The sequence below is a fragment of the Moorena sp. SIO3I8 genome, from assembly GCF_010692325.1.
GTDB lineage: Bacteria > Cyanobacteriota > Cyanobacteriia > Cyanobacteriales > Coleofasciculaceae > Moorena.
In genome coordinates this window covers 1-22,247 of record NZ_JAAHHW010000025.1, presented here as the reverse complement: position 1 = coordinate 22,247, position 22,247 = coordinate 1, and the positions used below count along the sequence as shown (strand labels likewise).

The 22,247-nt window shown below is 43.9% G+C and carries 29 protein-coding genes and 1 pseudogene; 8 read left to right on the top strand and 22 right to left on the bottom strand.

The genetic code is table 11. The features are described 5' to 3' along the window. Positions 1–397 precede the first annotated feature (397 nt). Positions 398–522: pseudogene (locus F6K51_RS12460) on the bottom strand (IS1 family transposase); the annotation flags it as partial. Between the two features lie 309 nt (positions 523–831). On the opposite strand from F6K51_RS12460, the gene F6K51_RS12455 reads away from it, so the two are divergent. Further along, positions 832–972: a hypothetical protein gene (locus F6K51_RS12455; protein WP_293020739.1), complete on the top strand. Its 141-nt coding sequence runs from the start codon at positions 832–834 to the stop codon at positions 970–972. On the opposite strand, the gene F6K51_RS12450 is transcribed toward F6K51_RS12455, so the two are convergent. The 4 genes from F6K51_RS12450 to F6K51_RS12435 form a co-directional block, all read right to left on the bottom strand. After that, positions 969–4,598 carry a putative baseplate assembly protein gene (locus tag F6K51_RS12450; protein ID WP_293020738.1) on the bottom strand — a complete coding sequence of 1,210 codons (3,630 nt, stop codon included), beginning with the start codon at positions 4,596–4,598 and terminating at the stop codon, positions 969–971. The genes F6K51_RS12455 and F6K51_RS12450 overlap by 4 nt on opposite strands. Beyond that, positions 4,546–4,704, bottom strand: coding sequence for a hypothetical protein (locus tag F6K51_RS12445; protein ID WP_293020737.1), 159 nt, complete (start codon positions 4,702–4,704; stop codon positions 4,546–4,548). The genes F6K51_RS12450 and F6K51_RS12445 overlap by 53 nt, the downstream gene beginning before the upstream one ends. A gap of 363 nt (positions 4,705–5,067) precedes the next feature. Then, positions 5,068–7,575: a putative baseplate assembly protein gene (locus F6K51_RS12440; protein WP_293020736.1), complete on the bottom strand. Its 2,508-nt coding sequence runs from the start codon at positions 7,573–7,575 to the stop codon at positions 5,068–5,070. Position 7,576: 1 nt separating this feature from the next. After that, complete coding sequence (locus F6K51_RS12435) at positions 7,577–7,957, bottom strand: GPW/gp25 family protein (RefSeq protein WP_293020735.1); 381 nt, start codon at positions 7,955–7,957, stop codon at positions 7,577–7,579. A gap of 732 nt (positions 7,958–8,689) precedes the next feature. Between F6K51_RS12435 and F6K51_RS12430 the strand changes: the two genes are divergently transcribed. After that, the gene (locus F6K51_RS12430; protein ID WP_293020733.1) at positions 8,690–9,154 is read left to right on the top strand and encodes an SET domain-containing methyltransferase; all 465 of its coding nucleotides are present in this window, start codon (positions 8,690–8,692) and stop codon (positions 9,152–9,154) included. 311 nt (positions 9,155–9,465) lie between these two features. Here the strand turns inward: F6K51_RS12430 and F6K51_RS12425 are convergent, their stop codons facing one another. From F6K51_RS12425 to F6K51_RS12375, 11 genes are all read right to left on the bottom strand, one after another. After that, positions 9,466–9,636, bottom strand: a complete 171-nt coding sequence (locus tag F6K51_RS12425) for a hypothetical protein (RefSeq protein WP_293020731.1) — start codon at positions 9,634–9,636, stop codon at positions 9,466–9,468. 52 nt (positions 9,637–9,688) lie between these two features. Further along, positions 9,689–9,847 carry a hypothetical protein gene (locus F6K51_RS12420; protein WP_293020729.1) on the bottom strand — a complete coding sequence of 53 codons (159 nt, stop codon included), beginning with the start codon at positions 9,845–9,847 and terminating at the stop codon, positions 9,689–9,691. 50 nt (positions 9,848–9,897) lie between these two features. Further along, on the bottom strand, positions 9,898–10,221 hold the full coding sequence (locus F6K51_RS12415; RefSeq protein ID WP_293020727.1) for a hypothetical protein: 324 nt from the start codon (positions 10,219–10,221) through the stop codon (positions 9,898–9,900). Further along, positions 10,221–11,066, bottom strand: a complete 846-nt coding sequence (locus F6K51_RS12410) for a phage baseplate assembly protein V (RefSeq protein WP_293020726.1) — start codon at positions 11,064–11,066, stop codon at positions 10,221–10,223. The genes F6K51_RS12415 and F6K51_RS12410 overlap by 1 nt, the downstream gene beginning before the upstream one ends. Then, complete coding sequence (locus F6K51_RS12405; RefSeq protein ID WP_293020725.1) at positions 11,063–12,157, bottom strand: hypothetical protein; 1,095 nt, start codon at positions 12,155–12,157, stop codon at positions 11,063–11,065. Before F6K51_RS12405 ends, F6K51_RS12410 begins: the two co-directional genes overlap by 4 nt. Beyond that, positions 12,114–12,464: a hypothetical protein gene (locus F6K51_RS12400; RefSeq protein WP_293020723.1), complete on the bottom strand. Its 351-nt coding sequence runs from the start codon at positions 12,462–12,464 to the stop codon at positions 12,114–12,116. The genes F6K51_RS12405 and F6K51_RS12400 overlap by 44 nt, the downstream gene beginning before the upstream one ends. Before the next feature lie 103 nt (positions 12,465–12,567). Continuing rightward, a complete protein-coding gene (locus F6K51_RS12395) occupies positions 12,568–12,858 on the bottom strand; it encodes a hypothetical protein (protein ID WP_293020722.1) in 291 nt (96 codons plus the stop codon). Between the two features lie 338 nt (positions 12,859–13,196). Further along, the gene (locus F6K51_RS12390; protein WP_293020721.1) at positions 13,197–13,565 is read right to left on the bottom strand and encodes a hypothetical protein; all 369 of its coding nucleotides are present in this window, start codon (positions 13,563–13,565) and stop codon (positions 13,197–13,199) included. A gap of 349 nt (positions 13,566–13,914) precedes the next feature. Next, on the bottom strand, positions 13,915–14,601 hold the full coding sequence (locus F6K51_RS12385; RefSeq protein WP_293020720.1) for a hypothetical protein: 687 nt from the start codon (positions 14,599–14,601) through the stop codon (positions 13,915–13,917). A gap of 95 nt (positions 14,602–14,696) precedes the next feature. Further along, positions 14,697–14,843: a hypothetical protein gene (locus tag F6K51_RS12380; protein ID WP_293020812.1), complete on the bottom strand. Its 147-nt coding sequence runs from the start codon at positions 14,841–14,843 to the stop codon at positions 14,697–14,699. A gap of 72 nt (positions 14,844–14,915) precedes the next feature. Beyond that, positions 14,916–15,170, bottom strand: coding sequence for a hypothetical protein (locus F6K51_RS12375; RefSeq protein WP_293020719.1), 255 nt, complete (start codon positions 15,168–15,170; stop codon positions 14,916–14,918). Positions 15,171–15,718: 548 nt separating this feature from the next. Here F6K51_RS12375 and F6K51_RS12370 point away from each other — a divergent pair. The 5 genes from F6K51_RS12370 (at position 15,719) to F6K51_RS12350 (ending at position 17,520) form a co-directional block, all read left to right on the top strand. Then, on the top strand, positions 15,719–15,943 hold the full coding sequence (locus tag F6K51_RS12370) for a hypothetical protein (RefSeq protein ID WP_293020718.1): 225 nt from the start codon (positions 15,719–15,721) through the stop codon (positions 15,941–15,943). A gap of 412 nt (positions 15,944–16,355) precedes the next feature. After that, positions 16,356–16,571 (top strand): hypothetical protein, encoded by a 216-nt coding sequence (locus F6K51_RS12365; protein WP_293020717.1) that lies wholly within the window; start codon positions 16,356–16,358, stop codon positions 16,569–16,571. 289 nt (positions 16,572–16,860) lie between these two features. Continuing rightward, on the top strand, positions 16,861–17,061 hold the full coding sequence (locus tag F6K51_RS12360) for a hypothetical protein (protein WP_293020716.1): 201 nt from the start codon (positions 16,861–16,863) through the stop codon (positions 17,059–17,061). After that, positions 17,030–17,260: a hypothetical protein gene (locus F6K51_RS12355; protein WP_293020714.1), complete on the top strand. Its 231-nt coding sequence runs from the start codon at positions 17,030–17,032 to the stop codon at positions 17,258–17,260. The genes F6K51_RS12360 and F6K51_RS12355 overlap by 32 nt, the downstream gene beginning before the upstream one ends. Next, complete coding sequence (locus tag F6K51_RS12350) at positions 17,257–17,520, top strand: hypothetical protein (protein WP_293020713.1); 264 nt, start codon at positions 17,257–17,259, stop codon at positions 17,518–17,520. The genes F6K51_RS12355 and F6K51_RS12350 overlap by 4 nt, the downstream gene beginning before the upstream one ends. 204 nt (positions 17,521–17,724) lie before the next feature. Here F6K51_RS12350 and F6K51_RS12345 read toward each other — a convergent pair whose 3' ends face one another. Genes F6K51_RS12345 through F6K51_RS12335 form a run of 3 tightly spaced genes read right to left on the bottom strand, consistent with a single transcriptional unit; the run spans position 17,725 to position 18,513 of the window. Further along, positions 17,725–18,066 (bottom strand): XisI protein, encoded by a 342-nt coding sequence (locus F6K51_RS12345; protein WP_293020711.1) that lies wholly within the window; start codon positions 18,064–18,066, stop codon positions 17,725–17,727. Continuing rightward, a complete protein-coding gene (locus tag F6K51_RS12340) occupies positions 18,054–18,257 on the bottom strand; it encodes an element excision factor XisH family protein (protein ID WP_293020709.1) in 204 nt (67 codons plus the stop codon). The genes F6K51_RS12345 and F6K51_RS12340 overlap by 13 nt, the downstream gene beginning before the upstream one ends. After that, complete coding sequence (locus F6K51_RS12335) at positions 18,226–18,513, bottom strand: element excision factor XisH family protein (protein WP_293020707.1); 288 nt, start codon at positions 18,511–18,513, stop codon at positions 18,226–18,228. Before F6K51_RS12335 ends, F6K51_RS12340 begins: the two co-directional genes overlap by 32 nt. 159 nt (positions 18,514–18,672) lie before the next feature. Between F6K51_RS12335 and F6K51_RS12330 the strand changes: the two genes are divergently transcribed. Beyond that, positions 18,673–19,008, top strand: coding sequence for a type II toxin-antitoxin system HicB family antitoxin (locus F6K51_RS12330; RefSeq protein WP_293020705.1), 336 nt, complete (start codon positions 18,673–18,675; stop codon positions 19,006–19,008). Positions 19,009–19,071: 63 nt separating this feature from the next. Here the strand turns inward: F6K51_RS12330 and F6K51_RS38405 are convergent, their stop codons facing one another. The 3 genes from F6K51_RS38405 to F6K51_RS12315 form a co-directional block, all read right to left on the bottom strand. Beyond that, on the bottom strand, positions 19,072–19,182 hold the full coding sequence (locus tag F6K51_RS38405; RefSeq protein ID WP_365939949.1) for a hypothetical protein: 111 nt from the start codon (positions 19,180–19,182) through the stop codon (positions 19,072–19,074). 148 nt (positions 19,183–19,330) lie between these two features. Next, positions 19,331–20,632: a Pvc16 family protein gene (locus F6K51_RS12320; protein WP_293020702.1), complete on the bottom strand. Its 1,302-nt coding sequence runs from the start codon at positions 20,630–20,632 to the stop codon at positions 19,331–19,333. After that, positions 20,632–22,247 (bottom strand): hypothetical protein (locus tag F6K51_RS12315; protein ID WP_293020700.1); only part of this gene is annotated, 1,616 nt, incomplete at its 5' end. The genes F6K51_RS12320 and F6K51_RS12315, both read right to left, overlap by 1 nt.

Below are 22,247 nucleotides of genomic sequence, written 5' to 3'. Positions count from 1 at the left end.
GCTTGGAATTTTCTGATACTAACCAAGGAACTGAAATAATTGGTAACGGTGACCTTCTAGCGGTTGTCGTTGGAGTTCAGGCTAGTCAAATCGATAATCCTGATCTCTTTCGCGATTCAATATTATTCTAATTTGTGATTGTCAGGTTCATCTATTTAGTAGTTGCTCTTCATTTATGGGGAAAAACTAACACTATAAGTTATTCACAAATATTTTAGGGAAGCTCAATAGTCTGATGGGCTTCTAACTATATTGTTTCTAGACCCGATCATGGGTCTTTTTTTTGCGTTGCTGAATTGAAGTATTATTCCAAATAAATGCTTACGCTTACGTACAGAATATTCCTAAGCATAAGGAACTATAACATCCCATAATTTTAGATAATGAATGAGCAATATATCGGACTATGATCTCCCAAAACCCATCCCAAAATACCTTTTTGAAAGTGCTCTACCGCTGTCCATAGCCAGATTTGTTTTTTTTTTACTTGACAAATGTTTCTAATTGATCGAGTTCTCCTATAGCAGTCGCCAGGGCAGTTAGGACATGACAAAAGTCTCAAACCTAAGTAAGCGCAAGAGTTTGACTTCTGACTTCTGACTTCTGACTTCTGACTTCTGCTATACCTCGGGAATTCCTTGTGGTTCCTAGGCATCTGGCAATAATTATCCCACTTTTTTAATCCCAGTTATCACTGTGGTGTGGTTAACTCCTTTAACTCTCTCAATAGCTCTGAGTCCCATACTATTGACCTATAGTTTTAAGCACTCACGCTGAAGGGATAAATCCAGAGGATTTTGGGCTGTAATCTAAGCATTCAGCTATCAGCTTATGGGCTATGGCAGGAAACGGGCAAGATGCCCGTTCCACAAAACGCTTAAAATCATTCCATTATTAAGCAACGCCGAATTTTTTCCCTGTTCCCTGTTCCCTATTCCCTATTCCCTACTCCCTACTCCCTGCTCCCTTTAAACCAAATGTAAACTAACCCCATCTGTCTGAGAATTAAGCAATAACAACTGAGCCGGTAGAGCCTGTTTAGTCTCACTATTCCAAATAGCTAAACGCGCTTCTAAGGATGACTTCAGCTCCTGAGTCGTTCCAGTTAAATATAGCGCCTCTAAATTAACCGCTTGTACGCCATCAACGGCCTGAATTAATGCTGTTACTTCTGCGGCTGTTACCCCTTGACCAAAGGTACGCTGTTCAAAGGCAAAAGCAGACACTAATAGTGTTTTAACCTCAGATAAAACCAGATCGCTGCGATAACGAGAATCCACCCATATCCCGGCTTGAAGATTAAAGTAAAGGGCTTCATAACTATCAATTTCAACCTTAGATGCTACCGCCAGACGGCGCTGCTGAGATGGGTCACGAGCAGCATTAATTCCATTGACCAGATTAGTATATAATATAGAATCAGGGCTGACTTGATTGCCATTACGGTCTGCAATGGTAAGGTGAATCAAGGGTAAGTTTTGCCCAATCTCTAAAGTAGCTACCTTGGCTTTACCAATACCAGCAAAGCTACGGGTAAATGTCTCAAAATCTTGCACTGAGACAATGCGCTCCATCGGCAAAATATTGACAGGAGCTTGAGACCGAGCTTGGTCACGGGTTTCTGGAGAAGCTGCTCCGATGGCGGTTAGGGGATTAGTAACATCTACAATTCCCAAGGGTCTGGTTTGCAGAACAGTAAGACTACCAGCCCCTACTTCCCCATCCAAGCCGATACCACTGCGATAGGTGGCGGTAATATTTTCATCTCCTGTGGGTAGACGAGCACCGCTTTGTCCATCCCCAAAGGTAATGTTAGTGTTGCCATTATCATCAATACGGACAATGTAGGCTTGGCGGCGGTCATCTAAACCATAAAGCGATCGCACTTCTTCCCACACTATATTATTGACCCTTACCTCCAAAGTGGTTTCACTACCGCTAGAGCTACTAGCAGAAATGTAGGTTAAAGGAGGCTTCTGGAGTACAAACTTCTGATTTCCTAAGGTACCATCACCACTACCAAGCACTTCATCCACCACTGTTTCACCATGAGTAGCCTGAGCAACATTAGCATTAATGGTTACTGTGGTGCGGTCGTAACGGTTTTGGAGTGACTGAGTCAGGGTGAGAGTAGAGCGTTGTTGGTTGCTAGAGATAGAGCTAGAGATAGATTTAATCACAACTACCTCATTAATAGTTTCCTCATCGACCGTAGTGGTTTGAGTAATTTGACTTGGATCCTTCTTACCACTGACAACAAGTGTTTTTCCGGTCTCTAGCCCTTCTATCAATTGCTCCAACTCAATTTGATCACCTTCAAGGGGAAGATTTTCTTGAATTGCTGGCTCAAACAGGGCTAACTGTTCACTTTGAGCGAAAACCACTGTTTCACGGAAGCGCTCTGAACCAAATTCGGCCAGATGCTGATTTGAATCCAACTCAAGGCGAGTGATTTTTCCACTCTGTAGGAAATCATCCCGTGCTACAGTAGTTATCTGATTAATTTTGTATAGTTGTTTGCGGCTGGAGTGCATCAGCACTATCCAACTGCTTACTAATATATTGGAGTAAGTAGAATCAAGATCAATATGGTTGTTTTGAATGGTAAAACCAGGCCATTCTGTTGCCACTAAGCCAGTAAATTTGGAGCCAGCTATAATAGTGTTGTTTTGATAGGGTACCATACACCGAATATCATTACTGGTGAAGCCCGAATTGATCAGCATCCAGTTATTCTCAGGAATTTGGGGTTCCTCGTAGCGAAATACACCCCTGTTTGTGGCTGCAAACAGATAGTGGGGATTATTACTAGTATCAGCAACTAGGGAATAGATTATGGTATCGATTACTTCTATTTCCCCTACTGTTTTAGTAGGCAAACCTGTATTAACGGATTGCCAGTTATTCCGATCATTATTGAAGCGAAACACCCCTTGGTTTGTGCCAGCAAATAGGTAAGTGGTGCCATCGCGCTCATAGGTAACCAAGGAATAGACTACTGTATTAATAACTTCTGTTGTTCTTTCCCCTGTGGTTATTGTGAGAGTAGGCAAGTTTGTATTCACTACTTCCCAGCTATCCCCATTATTAGTGGAGCGAAACACGCCCTGGTCTGTGCCAGCAAACAGGTAATTTACATTATTGATTACGGCAGTGGTTAGGGAATAGACAACAGTACTAGTTAAGCCAGTATTGGTATCCGTATTTGGCAAACCGGTATTCACCGGTATCCAGCTTTTGCCGCCATCTCTAGAGCGAAAGACTCCATCTTCAGTTCCGGCCAGGATAGTTTGTTCAGAGAAAGACGATTCGGAAGAGGAAGAGTAATAGGAAGAGTAAGTAAATAGCGATCGCACAACCGTATTGGGCAAGCTGGTATTCACAGGAGTCCAACTTTCCGAACCCTCTGCTGTGGCGGGAATGCGATGTTCAACAATAGTCAGAGACCCAGTGCCAATGGTTACCCAGCTTTCCCCGCCATCAGTGGAGCGAAACACATTACCACCAGTGGCTCCAGCAAACAGATGGCCTTGAGAGTTAATCGTCAGGGCATGAATATCTGTATTAGTCAAGCCTTGGTTAATGGGAATCCATTCCTGACCACCATCGGTAGAGTAAAAAATACCCTTGTGAGTGCCAGCAAAAACCACATCTTGCCAGGTAGCCAAAGCTCGGATATCAGCATTTTTCAATAGACCTGTAGACACGGAATTCCAATTGTTTCCGCGATCGGTAGAGTAAAAAATACCACCTGCGATCGCACTATACTTACGCTTGGTATCATCTGGTAACTCTTTCCAATCGGGAGCATTGCTACCAAATAGGTTAATTTGCTGTCGAAAGGCAAAGACTTGGGGGGATTCGATGCTGGGTTGGTCTGGTGCTGGGGACCAAGTAACTTTGGTGTAACCGTCTTGAGTATTGGGTTCAACGGTTTGTAAGGTCAGAAAATGACTTTGATTGGATGCTGCTGCAGACGGGTCGATCAGTATCAGTAAATTACCAGGTTGGAGTTGGGTATTGATGCCTTCTAGGAATAGTTCGGTAGTGTTACCACTAATTGACTGGGTTTGTTTGACCAAAGGTCGATAAGGTGTCAGGGCATTCCATTGTGCTCTGGCTTCAATCTCCTCAATCGTTTCAAAGGTCTGAGGTAGTTCCCCTTGTCCTGGAACACTTTGAACTTTGGTTCCTTTGGGAACTGTAGCAACACTAGTCGTACCAGGGGTATCGTCAACGGTGAAAGCTAGGAAAGTACTAGCCGCAACACCAGGATTGAGCTCGTAGCCGATAGTGCGAGTTAATTCCAGAACCGACAGCCGTTCAGTGGCTGTGTTGAGATACCCTTCATTAGCAATCCGTTCTTGGTAGAAGCTAAGTACATCAACAACAGTAGCTAAGCTATCCAGAAATGCGATCGCAGGGTCATCTCGGTGGCTAGTATTGAGAGTAGCCAGAGGTCGGTTACCTTGGTCTGAGTCATTTGGGGAAGCCGTTTGAGTACGCAGACCGGCTAGCATCCGTTGGAAACTGGTGCCATGGGTGCTAACTCGATAGGCTAATGTGGTTAGGCCAGGGGAATTGTAGTGGGATGTCATATTTATACGGAAGGGAATAGGGAACAGGGAATAGGGAATAGGGAATAGGGAGTAGGGAGTAGGGAGTAGGGAATAGGGAATAGGGAATTGGGCAGTTGGGATTCAAACTGAGTTATTGATTATTGCCAATAAAGCAGTAGATTGTATCTTTTTTGTGCAATGTTACTAATCAAATTATCGCCAAATTGCTATCTCTAAACAACCCCTAATTTTGGTTAGCATATCCTTGTTTTTACTTATCATTATTTACAGGATGCTAATCGCTATCTAGTTGCAATTTTCAAGGATAATCTAGCTAGAGAATAGGATAAATTTAAACACCAAACCTGTTAATTAATTAAGGAAAATTAACAGGTTTAAATTCCTACTTCCTACTTTAGGTATCCTAAATCAATTGTGATAATTTTTGATGCCATATTCCCTACTCCCTATTCCCTACTCCCTACTCCCTACTCCCTACTCCCTCTAATCACAAACCGCCTTGTAAATAAAACTGACTTCTGCCATTTTCAGGAGTATCAGGGTTATTATCCAAACGAGCAACAGCTAATGGCTCAATCAAGATTTGACCTGCTGCCAATTCTCCTCGATCGGGTTGTCCCCACTCACGGAAGCGGGTTGGTTCAACCCAGTCAACCCCAGGCACTTCCATGGCTTGGTTAACAATTTGGCTAAGATAGACCGGTTGACCGAAGGTAAAATTGTCAGGATGGAAGAAACCCCGTTGACCGACCGCTAAGTCTGTGTTGCTGAAGGTTTCCATAAGCGATCGCTTCACACTGCTCTGGAAATAGTTAGGCAAGACATGTACTGTCAAAGCAATATCGAGATTAACAAAATAGGGAGCCTGGATTTCGATATCATGACCCATTAAGCGATAGGGAGCCATAAAAGCCAGTAGCTCTTCCCTAAATTGGGCATCAATCGGTCTACCACTATACCGATCCACAACAATAAATACGCTATACCAACTCCCTGTCCAACGCAACTGAGCTGCTGCTTTTTGGACTTCTGGATGACGCTGGATGGTAGTGGCGTAGTCGGATTCGGTCACGCAGCGTTCAGGGGTTCGGAAGGCTTGGGGAGCGTATAACCGTGCTTGCTCAATCGGTTCCGGGTCAATTCCCCCTTGAGCTGCGATGGGATTCCGTACTCCAATTACCTGTTTAACCAATTCACCATAGGCATCACTAGTGACTGGTTCCAGATGAGCGATCGCATCAAGTCCCACATTACCCACCAAACCATTACCAATCCGGTAGCTGGTCATCAGCTGGGAATCTGGACTAGGTTGCTTGCCTTGAACACTATCACCAAAGCGCAGATAGGCACTGCCATCACTCTCCATTTCCACCACAAAATCCGCCGCAAATCGGTCACTATTCAATAGGTCACGGTGTACCAACCAGGTTTCACCAGTATCCGATTGTAAACTGATCTGAGGCACTGCCGAACGGGGGTCTTGAACAACCGTTGTTGCCACCGCTTCGATAATGGCTTGCTGGTGGTTGTAAGGCACACTGTGGGTGAGACCAGTGCGAGACAACTTGGGACGATAACGACCAATGGTTGGGATAGTGGGCAGTATCTCTGTCCCCTCTTTAGGATAAGGCTCCCCATGGTCAGCCAAAACAATATTTCCTCGAGCCACCGTGATATCTGTGATTGGGCCAGTGCTACTCAGAGTTGCTAGCCATAGTTGGTAAGGCAGAGCATCCTGGGGGTGCCATTCAATCTCAGTAATATCTACTGGCTGATCAGTTGGGGGATGATGAAATTGACCACCAAGGGGGTCTTCTGTGGGAGTTACCTTAGTTAAGCGTACTGGATGACGGTTTTGGGGGTTAGCCCCAGCCGTTAAGCCAGTGTTTGGGTCTCTTACCTCTTCAAAGATCAACACATCCCCTGGTTTCAAGGTCAGATGTCCCATTAATGTTGCTTTTGTCTCTTGCTTCGACAGAAACCATTCCCTTGCTCCCCAGGTATAAAATTTAATCTCATTGTGGGCAGCAAATAGTTCCTGGGAATGTAAGGTTTGAAAGGTTTTTGCCCCTTGAGCCAAGACCTCACTCTTAGCAGAAGAATTAGGATCGATTACCGACCCTTGACCAGAAACATGGGTTAGTAGAAGAGTTCCTTGTTCTAGAAGAGTTCCAATGTCTCCAAGAGTTCCGTTTTCTAGCAGCCCCTCATTAACATTTACTGCTACCTGCACCCAGACTCTAGCATTGCAGCCCTCGTGCAACACGTAATCTACCAGCCTGCCGTGGCGGCGTACAGACGTGCGGCGGCGAGCTGTACCAAGGTAGGCTTCAGTAGCTACAGCATCCTGATAGTAACTGAGGTAGTCAGCAGAGTAGGCCAATACTTCCACCAGCGCAATCCCTAAATCCGCAGGATTGCGCTCTAGCCATTGAGGCATCACTTCCGACAAGCGGTTAAGCATTAATTGCCGAAAGCTGCTATAGTCTTTAGCTAAGTAATCTATCTCCGGTACCGACAGGGTTTCTATATCACTTGAGGATACTGGCTGGGGGTCAAAGGTAACTTGGTCTGGACGTTTGAAGGAAAAATTGACCCGCTCAAAAAACGGATCGAGGTTGCTAATATTAACCAGTTGTAGCGTATAGGTAGATAAATCACTAACCTGGGACTTAGTAGGAGCTTTGTATTCCACCAACAGCGTCAGCACATTCCCACTAGGTGGTTGGATTTCCAGGAGCCTAACATCAGTAGTTGTAACCGCCGTACCTCTAGTGATGCGAATATTTCTAGAGGTCAGGTTTGAGAGCACGTCCTGGGTTGCTTGTGTGGAAGCTGGTACAAAATGAAGCTTTAGCGCCCACTTATTCGGTTCATTCGGTGTCTGTTGTGATTCCACCTGAATGTAATCCAGCCCGATCTGTTTAGTTTGACGACTAAGAGCGATCCGGCGTTGGTGTCGGAACATGTGTTCAGCTGTTACCAAGTCTGTCATATCACAAACCTCGCTCAAACTCAGTTACCTGACGCTGTTGATTACGCCGAATCACATACTGCACTGTGACTCGCAATTTAGTATCTTCACTTTCCACTTGCACCCTCTCAACTTGAATTAACTCCCCTAACCACTGCTGCAACGACCCTTGAACCAGAAACTGAACCGCAGTACTCAGTTCCTCACTATTCGGAGCAAAGACCAGCTGCATCAGACTGCAGCCCAAGGTAGGACGGTTGACCCGTTCTCCTGGGGACGTAAACAGTAATTGTTCCATCAGCTGAGGGATGTGTTCTTCAGAGGTAGCCTCTGCTGTCCGCCTCCGCCCATCGATTTGGAAAGGATAGCCTATCTCCATTGCTACATAGATAGCTCTGACCACAACTCATTCACTATAGCCTGCTCCCTAAGTGAGTTGATCTGGCTTCCCAGGTTGGGTTGAGTTGGGTTGAACATAGTGAAACCCAACTCTGGCAAGGGTTTGGTTGGGTTTTGTTACTGCTCCAGGGCTCTCTAGGGAAAATCAAGGATTTTGGGAGTTTTCTGGAAAACTATTGAAGCGATCGCATTCACAAATCTTAATAATTTATCGACTACTTTGCTGCTATTTGGGGCTTGAATTGTGTTCTACAGGGTACCTAAATCAATTGTGATAATTTTTGATGCCATATTCCCTACTCCCGATTCCCTACTCCCTACTCCCTACTCCCTCAGGACTTACGCAAGCACGCTATATATAGCGTGCTTGCGTAAGTCCTGAGTATGATATGATGGTGAGGGGGTAACAAGCAGGTTAAAAACGGGTTGGGGTAAGCTTTTGAGCCATGCTATTCCAAAAAAGATTGGGTTAATTGACAGGTTAATTAACGCCTCTATTTGCGTACGCAAAGTCTTGAAACCTAATTTTTTCGTTGGTCAAGTTTAATTGGGATGGCCATCCCTGGGGACATCTTCTCAAAGGTAACCCAACTGAAACCCTTACTACACGCTTGCAGGAGAATTTTCACCCCCTCAGGAAACGATGGCTTTTACAGAATTGCAATTATGGGCAATAGTCCGGACATGAACTGTGATAAAGTATTGGTGATGATAGTTTACCATAAAATTGATTAATATGATCAATTATTTCTCCCATGTAAGTGTTGTAAAGACTCACAATAAAGGAAAAGGGGTTTTCGCAGATAAAAAATTCGATGTAGGGGAAATTGTTTTAGTAGGTAAGCCAGTTGCAAAGTCGCCAGAAAGGACTTGGCAGACTTTGCAAATGGACATAAATACTCATGTGAGAATGGATGAGCCTTTTGAGCTTGTAAATCATTCCTGTGATCCTAATTGTGGAATTAAATTGAATGAGTTCAATGGATACAGTCTAGTGGCAATGAAAGAGATTATCCAAGGAGAAGAAGTGACTTTTGATTATTGTATGTCTGAATGGATTTCAATTGCTGTGCCTAATTGTAATTGTCAAAGCAATATCTGTAGAGGCTCTATTAATGGTGGTAAATTTTTATCCGATCAGATTTTGGAGAAGTATCGAGGTTTCTTGGCTCCCTATTATGCAAAATTATTAGAGAAATAGGCAATGCTATAGCGTTTGTATATGGGTGAGTAAGGTTTAATCGGAGATGGTTGCTTATCACTAAATTTCCGGACATGATATTACCAACTAGAACCCTTACCACACAAAGCTTGCAGGCGAATTGTCGCCCCTTCAGGATGCGTTCCCGTAGCGTGGCCCAAAGGCCAAGGTCAATGGCAATACTATTCTATTAGTAGTCAACTGCTCTAAGACAGTATCGAAATAGTTGTTGATGACTTCGATTAGTGCGATGGGTAGCCAATTGCACTCTTCTATTAGTAGTCAATTTTTCTAGGACAGTATCGGAATAGTTATTTATTACTGGGATTAGTTCGATGCTTACGCCATTCCAATTGGCTCTTATTAGTTAACTGCTGTAGGACAGTATCGGTATAGTTATTGATGACTGCGATAATAAATTCGATGCGATCGCTTTTAGCGGAAGCTGAGGCCTTTGGCCACGCGGGGCGCGTTCGCTTCATCGCGAAGCGTGACCATTCGCGTAGCGTGGCCCAAAAGCCAATCGATTAGTGCCTAATAGCAAGAGGATTGATTGAGGTAGGGTTTACCCTCAACCAAACAACCTTCAACCACACAACCTTCAACCACACAACCTTCAACCACACAACCTTCAACCAAACCACCTTTAACCAAACCACCTTGGCCTATTGGCCACGCTTCGCGAACAACCAAACAACTTTGGCCTATTGGCCACGCTTCGCGAACAACCAAACAAAGACAGATCACATTCCCTTAACCCGACCTGGCATCGGGATAACAGTAACTGGAGTACCCGTAGGTACACAAGTTGCCTGAGAATCTTGCAACAGCACTGGCATTCCCATCACCTTGACTCGCACTGAACCAGTAATCCAGGATGCAATCAAGCAAGGACCAACATTGGCCGGTGGAGGAGGATTGGCACAACCAGCCACCACATAGGTGGGAGCTTGGGTAAGCACTGGTTGACCCATTATTTTGACCCGGGGATTGGGAACCATCGGTTGGACTTGTCCGCCATGAGCACACAAGATTTTGTTAGCAAGCGATAACACAAAACCTGGCATTAAATTACCTCCAACGCGCCATTATTAATATTCACGCTAGCAGGTGAAAGTTTAACATTAGCAGCACCATTACTCAGTTCAATTCCCGAAGGAGCTAGCTTTACTGTTGCTGGAGAGTTACTAAGTTCGATTCCTGATGAGGATAGTTTGGCCGCTGCTGGAGAGTTATTAATCTCTACCCCTGATGAGGATAGTTTTATCACTGCTGGACTTTTACTTAATTGAATACTATCTTTTGCTAACTTACCAGTAGAGGAGCTATTTTTTAAATCAATACTGTCTTTAGTTAGCTTAATTTCAACCGCATCTTCTTTGATTTGAATATTATCAACAGCCAGGGTAACCGTAGACGCATCATTGCTTAACTCTATAGTTTCTGCTGTTAACTTCGCGATGGTTTTGCTATTGTTATTAATTTCAATTCCGTTATCATCAAACACTAAAGTCAGGGGGTTAGATACTACTGGTTTAGCCACTTCAATGGTCAACCCTTTGGTAGTCCCAAAATTACTGAGAGTGAAGGTAATTCCATCAGTTTTAAAGACTTGCACTTTCTCTGGGTCAAGCACTTTCGCATTTGCCGGTAGCTCACCTTTGCCCCAGAAGCAACCAGTCCAAATCGGGTAATCGGGATCGCCTCCTTCAAATTCCACCCAGACATTTGCTCCCACTGGCGGAATCGCAAAAAAGCCGACATCAGCTCCAGCATAGGGAACACAGGGCATTGCCCAGCTTTGGCGACCGTCCCCTAATACTGCTGGTACACTCACCTGTATCCGACCAAGGTACATCAGGTCTTTATTCCCAGTCACTGTGCCACGATACTTGCCAAAAAATTCTTTCATGGTCTTACTGCTAACGTTGTCGAACCCAATCCTTCACGGGTGAGTACGAATTGCTGCTTATATTGTCCCGTTTGGAGCTGATGAGTCACACTTTTAACATAATAAAACCCATCATACTGGTTGCCTACCCCTCGCACACCCACAAGAGCACCAGCTTGGAGGATACCGTTGTACTCTAGAGCATTTAAGGTTCCTTCCGCTACCACTACGTCATCTAAGGATGTATCGGTTATCCCTTGAGCAAACGCCTTAGCTTGAGATTCACTCAACCCCTGGATGGGTTTGGGAACCACTGTCCGAACTTGAGACTGTTTCAAGGCTGAGGTTTGGGCTAGGGGGAAAAGCTTACTAGAGGAAATGTCTAGGGATTTGACTTTGTTGGTATCCCGGTCTTGCACTTGTCCAGACACCGTAGTAGCGGCAAGGGCATTGTACTCGAAACTGATCGATTCCACATTAGTATTCGAGCCCATATTCACCGAAAGGGCAGACTGGGGTAATCCCAAGCGTTTCGGGGGTCCCCAATAGGCCGTGTTAGTTCCAGGTGCTGGTCCTGGAGTAATGTAGAAAACATAACCATGACGCCTTGCCATTTTCAGAAGGTAGTCCAAGTCAGTGCCATGCTGAACAGGGATGCGCTCCGTCGGTAAGGGAGGTTTGTCGGTCAGTGGCGGAATGACTTGGGGGATAAGACCATATTTGGCATAGCTAGCGATAATTTTATTAGCAATTATCGTTTCGTTCTGGGCTGGGTGCTCAACAATCTTTTCTTCTAAGTCCATCATCACGCTGACATCTTCCCCAGTCACCACGATGCTAGATTCCCCAGGATTATTACTGGGCAAGAGCTGCTGGTGAGTAATCACGCCATCCATCAACACCTGAGGCTTACCGTTGAAGATGACCACCAGAATTACTCGGTTGAAGGGTTTGAGCTCTCCACTTTTTAGCACAGGATAATCCCGCTCTACCAAACTGGCACTGCGACCAGCTCGAAAGCGCAGTTGAAAGCCAGAACGCTCTTGGGCAGAATGGGTAACTTCAACGTTAGCTAGGGATTCGATTAGCACCGAAGACGCTGGCTTGGGCACTGTTGAACCAATTAGTACCGTGAGTTGAATGCCTAATTTTACCATTGTAAACTGGGTGAGGTACTTTCGTCTTTGGTTTTAGGGAGTCGGGAGTCGGGAGTCGGGAGTCGGGAGTCGGGAATAGGGAATAGGGAATAGGGAGTCGGGAGTCGGGAGTCGGGAGTCGGGAGTCGGGAGTCGGGAACAGGGAACAGGGAACAGGGAACAGGGAACAGGGAACAGGGAGTAGGGAGTAGGGAGTAGGGAGTAGGTATGCAGCGCGGTCAAAGGGAGCCAGTGCGGTCTCCCCATCTCCCCATCTCCCCATCTCCCCATCCCCCCATCCCCCCATCTCCCCATCTCCCCATCTCCCCATCTCCCCATCTCCCCATCTCCCCATCTCCCCACACTTCCCTCTCTGTCGGTATTTTCTACAACTGCGGCTGGGGAACTCTTAAGACTTTGCCTGGTTCTGCGGTGAGGTCAAAGGGATTCATGGTATTGTTGGCATCGCACACTTGCCAAAACTGTTCTGGATCACCGAGATTGCTGTCAGTAATCAGATCTAAGCGATCGCCTTCTGTAACCGTGACTTCTACAAGTAAGGACAAGGTTTCCCCCTGAGGTAGAAAGCGCCGACGCTTGTAGGAAATTACTCGATTATCTGAGCTGGTGAAGGTGGCTGTTTCTAGATTGTAGTAACGGCTAGTGGCTTGGAACATAGCTTCAAAACTTCCAATTTAAATGCATAATAGCTTAGCATTTCTCTAGCGATGCAGCGCCTTCATGCGGGGGTTTCCCCCACTCGCGCTTTGCATCAAGACATGGATTGAAAAAAAATACAGTTGTTTACATTACCCAGTCTTTTTGTCAAGTAGTTCATTTGTTCTGCCAATTTGACCTGCTCCCAAAACAGGCAGCATAAATTGCCGGGAGCAGGTCAAAGTTGCAGAACAACATATAAACTCTATACTATCAGAGCAAGCTAAAACCAATGAGGGGGCTATAGCTTTACTAAAAATGCTCTGCATAAGTGACCTGCTCCCATTCCGACTAACTATTACTGTGGGAAAATCTTAATGTCTACATCATCAGGGCCACCGTTGGCAAAAATGACCTTTGAAGATGGATGCTCACAGGTTGGATAGATATAATCTCTAGGTTCTAATTTATAAGCACCGCAGCCATGAAAAACAAAAACGGTTGATCCCTCATCACCTTTGTCTACGAGATCGAAATCAAGTGGGCGATCTTGAATAACATTTATTTCCTTAGAGTCTTCAGCTTTTACGGTAAACCAACCGTATTCATAAACAACCTCTACCTCTTGAGGGGAGACATCTTGAGCATAAGCATGACCAACTTGTAAACTCAAGACCGCGACCAGGGCAAACACTATTGCCAACATGGCTTGCATAATACGTTTCATTTGTCTTTCCTTTTCCGTAATTGTCAGTTGTATTCGACAGTACTTAGGTTTGTTTATCAGTCTATTAATCGAGACTGATTTAACCGGTATTCGGACAAAAGTAATCCTACTAAGTGATTCAGTGACTTGGCTCCAATTGGCTAATTGCTTTAGCCTTCTACAGGGGAAAAGTCTCAGCTGACCTGGGAGCCACTGTTAACTAGAGGTGGATTGGTTTTCCCTTTAGTAGGTTACTCCTAACTTGCCGGAGTGTCAATAAACTATGAAGTATTTTAAACTCTACTAAATTAATAAAAAATCTGACTCCTGATCTCCCCACATCTCCCACAGTCGATGAATTTCGATAGTCTCAAAGCAATGGAATACTTCCTGCCACTCCCTTAGCAATACTGCTGACATTCTTAAGACTTTCCATAGTTGCCATCAGTTCTTTGCTAACTTGGTGAGCCATAAATAGAGCACCACCGAGGCTAGCCAGCTTCAGATCCTTGTAGCTGAGGACTTCTAGAGTAAGGTCAACATCAGCCCGAATCGGGTTAAGATTAACATCGTAAGCCAGTTCTTCAATATCCATACGATCTACCCGAACCGGTAGAATCCGATTACCCCCCCAGATAAATAGAGTTAGAGGAGCTTCCATCGCCACAATTTCCATAGTTCCCGCTTTCGACATAGCGCTATTGGTCAAGACTGACAAGGTTTTGGGATACATTAGCATTTCCAGAGTTGCGATTTGGGGATGAATGCCCAAGGTAACCGCCATGGTATCCGCCTGCTCTAACCGGTCAGTGGCATCGATGGCCATTTTTAGACTAATGCTCTCTTTCGGAGGACCACTGATTCGTTTCGCTTCAGTCGGGTCTAGGTCAGATTTACCCTGTGCAGACAAATCCGCTCCTGCTGTCCGGGGCGTAAGCGATCGCGTCATCGTCTCGGGATTGTACTGAAAAAGAATCACACTAGCTAGGGGATTAGCAGGGTCTAGAGCGACTATTGCCCCTCTCAACAAACGAGGGGAAAGGGGAGATGTAGCCATGAAATCCTTGTGGTTAATAAACTGCTGATATCAAGTCTGTTTGAATACTTATTCTTGAGCTAACTCATCAATTGTTAATTGTTAATTCTTAATTGTCAATGGTTAAAGTGAATATAGCAAGGGAGCAGGGAGCAGGGAGCAGGGAGCAGGGAAGAGAGAAGAGGGAACAGGGAATAGGGAACAGGGAATAGGGAATAGGGAATAGGGAATAGGGAATAGGGAATAGCAATGCGCTGCATCAAGAGGTGCGACCCGTGGGTAATTTAATTCTTAATGGTAAGAGCGCACCTAACTTCGACTTACTCGTAGATGTTTCATTCCGCCATACCTCTATAAATAGCCTGAGCAATTTCCTTACCCATGTCTGTGGAATTGTGGGTTTTAGTTAAGTTTAAATTCACTGGTACAGTAGGAATATTGGTAGTATCTTGCCAATTTCGAGGTAGTCCCTTCACCTTAAGCAAACGGGATAATTCGGCTTCCACCGCTGTTTGTAAGCGTACCCGATCTAGTCTATTCAAGTCAATTCCTTCTAAGCTTAGCTCTGGGATTTTAATAGTAATGTTCATATTAAGGAAAGGGAGTAGGGAGTAGGGAGTAGGGAGTAGGGAGTAGGGAGTAGGGAGTAGGGAGTAGGGAGTAGGGAGTAGGGAGTAGTAAGTAGGAGAGCCTGTTTACTTAATTACTATTAGAAACGCTATAGGATAACCGCTATAATAATTAGCCCCAATTCTCAAAACTTGCTTCTTGCCTGAACCGACGTTCAACACTTTTGCTATCCTAGCTTATCCTAACTCTATTAAATAACTCTGTCAAATAGAGCTATAATTTTTCACTTAATTTTTAAAAAAATACTGTTTTCGACAACAAAAATCCAATATCGTTTATTACCTACTCCCGATTCCCGATTCCCGATTCCCGATTCCCGATTCCCGATTCCCTGTTACCTACAAATCCAGACTTTATAATTATTAGTCTTACCAAATCTTAAATGATTAATAAATATTACAATAATTTAAATAACTTGCATAACTTAAATTTAAGTGTTTCAATGATTAATGAACACTAACGGACTAATTTTAAGGCGATGTACACCAATTTTATTGTTTCACCTTTTTTGAATCAATCTAGTGAACTAATTCTCCCGGGTTCCCATGGATTTTCTCCCTACCAAGAACCAATTAAACATACTTTGACTGGTTCTAAGCGGGCGATTTACATTACGATCAGGAATTTGCAGACTCTGGGCTATGCCACAGTCAGCGAGTGGAGTCCACTCCAACGGACTTACAATCCTGGGGAATACATTTGTATTTTGCAGCGCAATCTGATTCTGGATTAAGCTCATAACCTAGCTGGGGGGCCTTCCCCCTAGTGCCACAGTTAAGACTAGTTTAAGACTAGTTTATTGGTTGTGTACTATTCCTTGTTATGGGGGGGGTAAGAGCCACCGAGGGGTTTAGCCTAAATTCCTCGTAAATAGAATTAATCAGTGGGTGATACATTGCCTTAAATTGGTTTACATTTGTAGTCATTGCCTTGAATTGGTTTACTTTTGTAGTCGTGGAAGTATTTTCCACGGCTATTTTTTTTGGTTTTGACTGTGGAAGCTGCTGTGGATAGTGTGGAATGTATTCTGGTGAAGGTGAGCATAGGTTAAGCATGGGTGAATGCCAGGAAAATAATTCACGGTATCTCAGTGCTGCAATGTTCTGGATGCGATGAAGCTTCGCTTCCGCTAAAAGCGATCGCGTTTGCAAGAATTAGCTCAAGAATTAGCACAAGATGAGTCGGTAGACCCAGAAGCGATCAGGCAAGGGGAAGCTGCCATGGCAGAAGCAGAAGCCAATCACCCCCGACCTGCGCTGAAATATCTTAGTGAATGCTTTAACTTATCCTTGTTTGAACAAACAAGCTACGCATTCCCCCACCTCTCTAGGATGGAGGGGGTTAAGGAGCAACCCATTTAGTTATCGAAGTCGGGGACATTATTGTTATCTTGTCGTATTATCTTTTGTCTGCTAAAATATTAACTGTAATAGAGTTTGTTAGGAAGCGTAAAAACGTCAGCCAAAATCATAAGAACTGACAAGTGGCGACTTAATCCAACCCCCAATCAAAAAGCAGGGGTAGGGTGGGCAAATTCTATACATTTGACAATTTCAACAGTGATCATTTCCATTTGCCCACCCTACAAGATCAAGACCTTGAGGGGTAGGGTGGGCAAATAATCAGAATTTGACCATTTCAACAGTGATCATGTCCATTTGCCCACCCTACAAGATCAAGACCTTGAGGGGTAGGGTGGGCAAATTCTATACATTTGACAATTTCAACAGTGATCATGTCCATTTGCCCACCCTACAAGATATCCCCATCGGTGTTATGATTCAATTATCCCCATTAAATCGTACTATTTACAGCAACAATGTCAAGGGAAAATATAGCAACCGTTGTTAAAATTATAGAATCTCTACCTGAGGCACAGCAGGAGCGAGTTATTGAGCATTTACGGGAATATATTGCTGATATTGAAGATGAATTACAGTGGGATGAATCTTTTCGGAAAACACAAACTAAGTTAGTAGAAGTAGCGAGACTTGCGAAACAACAAATTGCTCAAGGACAGGGGCAAGCAATGGATTATGATAAGTTATGAATTCTGCTACCTTACCATCTTTTTGGTCAAACTATTATGATCTTCCTTTAGAAGTCCGTCAAGCAGCAAAAAAAGCTTATCAGTTATGGTCAAATAATCCTTTTCATCCTTCCCTACATTTTAAATGTATTAATCGTGATGAGGATATTTGGTCAGTTAGAATTACTAAAAACTATCGTGCTATTGGAATTTTGGAAAAGGATCAGGTTACATGGTTTTGGATCGGTAGTCATGATAAGTATGAGGCGTTTTTTGGATAAATTAGAGCTTAAGGAGTGGCGCTCGCTTTTGTCGGGTGGGCAAATTGGGAATAATTTATAATCAAAGACTAAAATTTTGTCCACCTATCTGACTACAAGATCAGCGTACGCACTGTAAGAGGTGTTTGGTGGGCAAATAATGAGAATTTGACCATTTCAACAGTGATCATGTCCATTTGCCCACCCTACAAGATTAGCGATCGCCTAAGCAACAGCAAAATCTGTGTATTGTCGCATTTTTGGCTCATGAAACGCTAAGACAATATCCTCTTTGGGAACTCCAGCACGGACAAGGTCGGTAGCAATTCCTTCTTCTGTCCAGTCTTCCTCAATCCAAAATTTTCCTTCTCGAAGACGAACATATACGGTCATTCCGGTAATTTTTTCTCCATTTTGCCATCCTAAATTCATCCAAATATAGTGACCATTTGCTTCATCCGCAATCAGAAAATTATCAATCGCCTCCTGAGAACGTTTTTGACATAATTCGATATAGTCAGTTAATAGTTGTTTGATAATATTGGGGTATTGGGCTAATTTATCCATTGTCTTACCTCTTCTAATTCAGTATCTACAATAATTAAGGGAAGTTGATGTCTAGTGACTATTAATTGAATTACATCTTGAGTAAAAAAGTTTTTGTAGGCAATGCTACTAATAGCTAGATAAAGTTTTCGTTCAGGTGCAGTTTCATCATGCAGTCGCTCATGGGGGAAACCCCCAAGACCGCGCTGCATCCAGAAGATAGCGATAGATATCATATTGACCAAGAGCTTCTTTTAAATCTTGCAATTTTGATGTACCGACAAAGCTTTTGACTTCAACCACAAGTTTTTGTTCATTTCGTTGAACCGCAATGGGCCGTTCAGCTCCTAGATCGGCATAGAGTTTTGTTTTTCTATATTCAATAATATAGGGATCGTCAGTGATTATCCATCCATCTTTAATCAGTGCATTTTTCACCGCCTTATGAATAATATCCAGTTTCGGCATGATCAATGGGAGCAAAGTATAAGCTTTTGATAAAAGCTGAGCGTATTTTAATCTTAGCTCAACAACACACCATCATGAAATTAGGGTGTGTTAGCTCCCCAGTTGAGGCAAGGAATCCCAACAAATACTTACTGGAAAAAAAGGGGATGGTGTTGGGTTTTGCTCTCCCATAGAATCGATCAGTTTTATCAAAACTATAGATTCCCTCAACCCAATCTACAAGATCGGCGATCGCACTACTCCCTACTCCCTACTCCCTACTCCCTTTGCTATAGATCACAAATAAGTTTAAAACCTATGGACAACAACACTAAACAAATTTACAATTATACAGTTCTTCTAGAAAAAGAATCAGAGGGAGGTTATCACGCTTTTTGTCCGATCCTAAAAGGTTGTCATTCTCAAGGGGATTCTTTTGAAGAGGCGATCGATAATATTACAGAAGCTATTGAGTTATATATTGAAAGTTTAAGGGCTGATAATCAGCAAATCTAGCGAGAAGATTTAATTGTGAAGCCATTAAGTATCTTGGCATGAGTAATTTTCCCAGTGTCAAACCTAAAGCGATTGACCTACGGTCACGCTACGCGATTGACCTACGGTCACGCTACGCGATTGACCTACGGTCACGCTACGCGATTGACCTACGGTCACGCTACGCGATCGCATTTAGAGAAGGGTTTGGTGGGCAAATTCTGATCATTTGACAAGTTGATCACGAATCATGTCCATTTGCCCACCCTACAAGATTAGCTCCCCATCACCCCATCACCCCATCTCCCCATCACCCCATCTCCCCATCTCCCCACACTCCCCATCACCCACTCACCGTTAGCTTCTCGGTTGAGTAAAAAACAGGAGGTGTAACTGTTCGATTCACCAGTAAGCTGTCAACTCCATCCACCCGCAGGCGCACCCAGTAATCCCCAGCAGCAATACCGGTGATATCAAAAACGAGGCTATTGGTCTTCTGGTCTGGTGATGGGTCAGAAGAAGTAGTTGTAACTGATGGCAAAAATTCCGACAAGGGTAACAATTCGCGATCGCTTAACAAAAACCCTACCTGTTGTCCTAGGATCACTGATGAATTGTCTGGCTTCCCTAACCATACCGGTGGATTACAGGTCAAAGTCAACTGCTGTTGGTTTCCGGTAGCTGTAGATATAGTCATTTCCTCGATCTTAGGGGCTAGGGAAAAGGACAGAGCATTAGTCACTTGTTGCTTGCCATTGCGCTTAACCCCAACTGTTACTGTATAAAACCCAGCCAACCATTGATTACCATCAACAGGAAGCTCAACTTCCAGGGTGGTAGCTGTTCCCCCTGGCTTCGGTGTCAGTTGAATTGCCTGGCTGAGGCGGGGATGCCTAAACTCTACCACTATAGTCTCTTCACTATCTAAGTGATGACCCCGCAGAGTTAAGTTCTCACCCAAACGAAGGGATGGCTGTTGATTGGGAGTTTGCAGGGTTTCTAGGGTAGGAAAGGAAGATGTTAAGTCAGGTTGAATGGCAATGCCACTATCACGACCGTTGTTTAGGTTTGGTTCGCCACGGCTTAAGACCGGCAGAGGAGCTTTCACCGCCTGAGCGCTTTCAATTAATACTACGGAAACCTGATAGGCCGCAGAAATCCGATACTGAGTTTGAAAGGTACCCCACAGTTTTGATACTTCTTCTAGGGATAGGGTGATCGGGGTAATGCTAATCCGTTCTACTTGATTGTGCAAGTCACTATCGGGCAATACTCCTTCAATTTGCTTAGGATGGAGCAAGGCATTATCGTGTAGGATACGCATTGCTATTCCTAACAGGCGGTGGTCTTCGATATCGTTATCCTTGCCATAAGCAGTAATCAAGTAATAGAGGTTCAAGGCCAAGGGCGGTTTACTGGTTTCCCCTGGCTTGACCCGATTCGGCATATCTAAATTGCGCCAAGCCGCGTTAGCTAAGCTTTGGTAGAGAAAGATATTAATCTTTTTTTGAGTATTGCCGTTTCCTCCAGCTTTATCCAGGGGCTGAGTGCTTACCTCTGCACCGGCGTCTTCCTGTTCGATGCCTTGCCTGATCAGTTTTTGCAAGGTTTTGGTAACTGCTGCGATCGCAAGAGCATTGCTCATCACCTTCCTCCATTACGGTGTTTCAGGTAATCCTTGAGAGATAGGCTCGAAGCCCTATTTATAGAACGAGTACGACGTGGTGGTGCTGGTGGCTTACTAGCCCGTACGTCTATAGAACCTATGGTTACTTGGATAGTCGGTTTGCTTTGGGATGATGCTTTTCGCGGTGGGGTTGGAGGATGTTCACTGTTGACTGTTGATGCTTCTATTATTTCTGAATTAAATTGATTTGAATTAACCTCAGCAGCTAGTTGGTTTCCTTGATTCAGTTTACCCTGATCGGAGTGTTGAAGATAGGGAGCCTTTTGCTGTGGAACCAAAGGGAATTCTGCTGTAGTCGGTCTTGGTTGATTGCTGTTACTGCTGCTATCGGTATAGTTAGGATTAATCCCTTGTGGTATCAATGATTGCTGGTAATTAGCGCTATTTGTCTGATTAGTGATCTTATTGTTACTGCTGCTATCGGTATAGTTACTCCCAATCCCTTGTGGTATCAATGATTGGGAGTAATTAAGGCTAGTTGGATGATGCCCTATCTTATTATTACTATTGCTATCGGTAGAGTTAGGATTAATCCCTGATGGTAGTTTCGATTGCTGATAGTTATCCCTAGTTGGATTATCACTTATCTTGCTCAACGTGCTGCTATCGGTATAGTTAGAATTAATCTCTGGTGCTATCAATGATTGGTAATAGTTATCCCTAGTTGGATTATCACTTATCTTGCTCAACGTGCTGCTATCGGTATAGTTAGGAGTAATCCCTGATGGTATCAAGGATTGTTGGTAATTAGGGCTATCTGTCTGATTAGTTATTTTGTTGTTAGTGCTGCTATCGATAGATTCAGTCCTTGGTGATATCAAGGATTGTTGGTAATTAGGGCTATCTGTCTGATTAGTTATTTTGTTGTTAGTGCTGCTATCGGTATAGTTAGGAGTAATCTCTGGTAATCTCGATGACTGCTGGTAGTTATCGCTAGTTAGATCATTACTTATCTTATCGTTAGTGCTGCTATCGGTATAGTTAGGATTAATCCCTGACTCTATCTTGGATTGGGATTTGCGTAAGCTAGTTGGATGATGAGCTATCTTATCGTTAGTGCTGCTATCGGTATAGTTAGGATTAATCCCTGACTCTATCTTGGATTGGGATTTGCGTAAGCTAGTTGGATGATGAGCTATCTTATCGTTAGTGCTGCTATCGGTATAGTTAGGATTAATCCCTGACTCTATCTTGGATTGGGATTTGCGTAAGCTAGTTGGATTATTAGTTATCTTATCGTTAGTGCTGCTATCGGTATAGTTAGGATTAATCCCTTCCGATATGTATGATTGCTGGTAGCGATCGCTAGTTATCTTGTTATTTATATTATTAGTTATTTGGCTCAACTTGCTACTATCGGTAGAGTTAGCAGTCATCCGTTGTGATCGCAAAGATTGTTGGTAATTAGGGCTAGTGGGATGAGCACTTATCTTGTTGCTGCTGCTCTCGGTATAGTTAGGAGTAATCTCTGGTGATAGCTTCGATTTCTGGTAATTAGGGCTATCTGGATGATTAGTTATCTTGCTGTTATTCTTGCTATCGATAGATTCAGCAGTCATCCGTTTTGATCTCA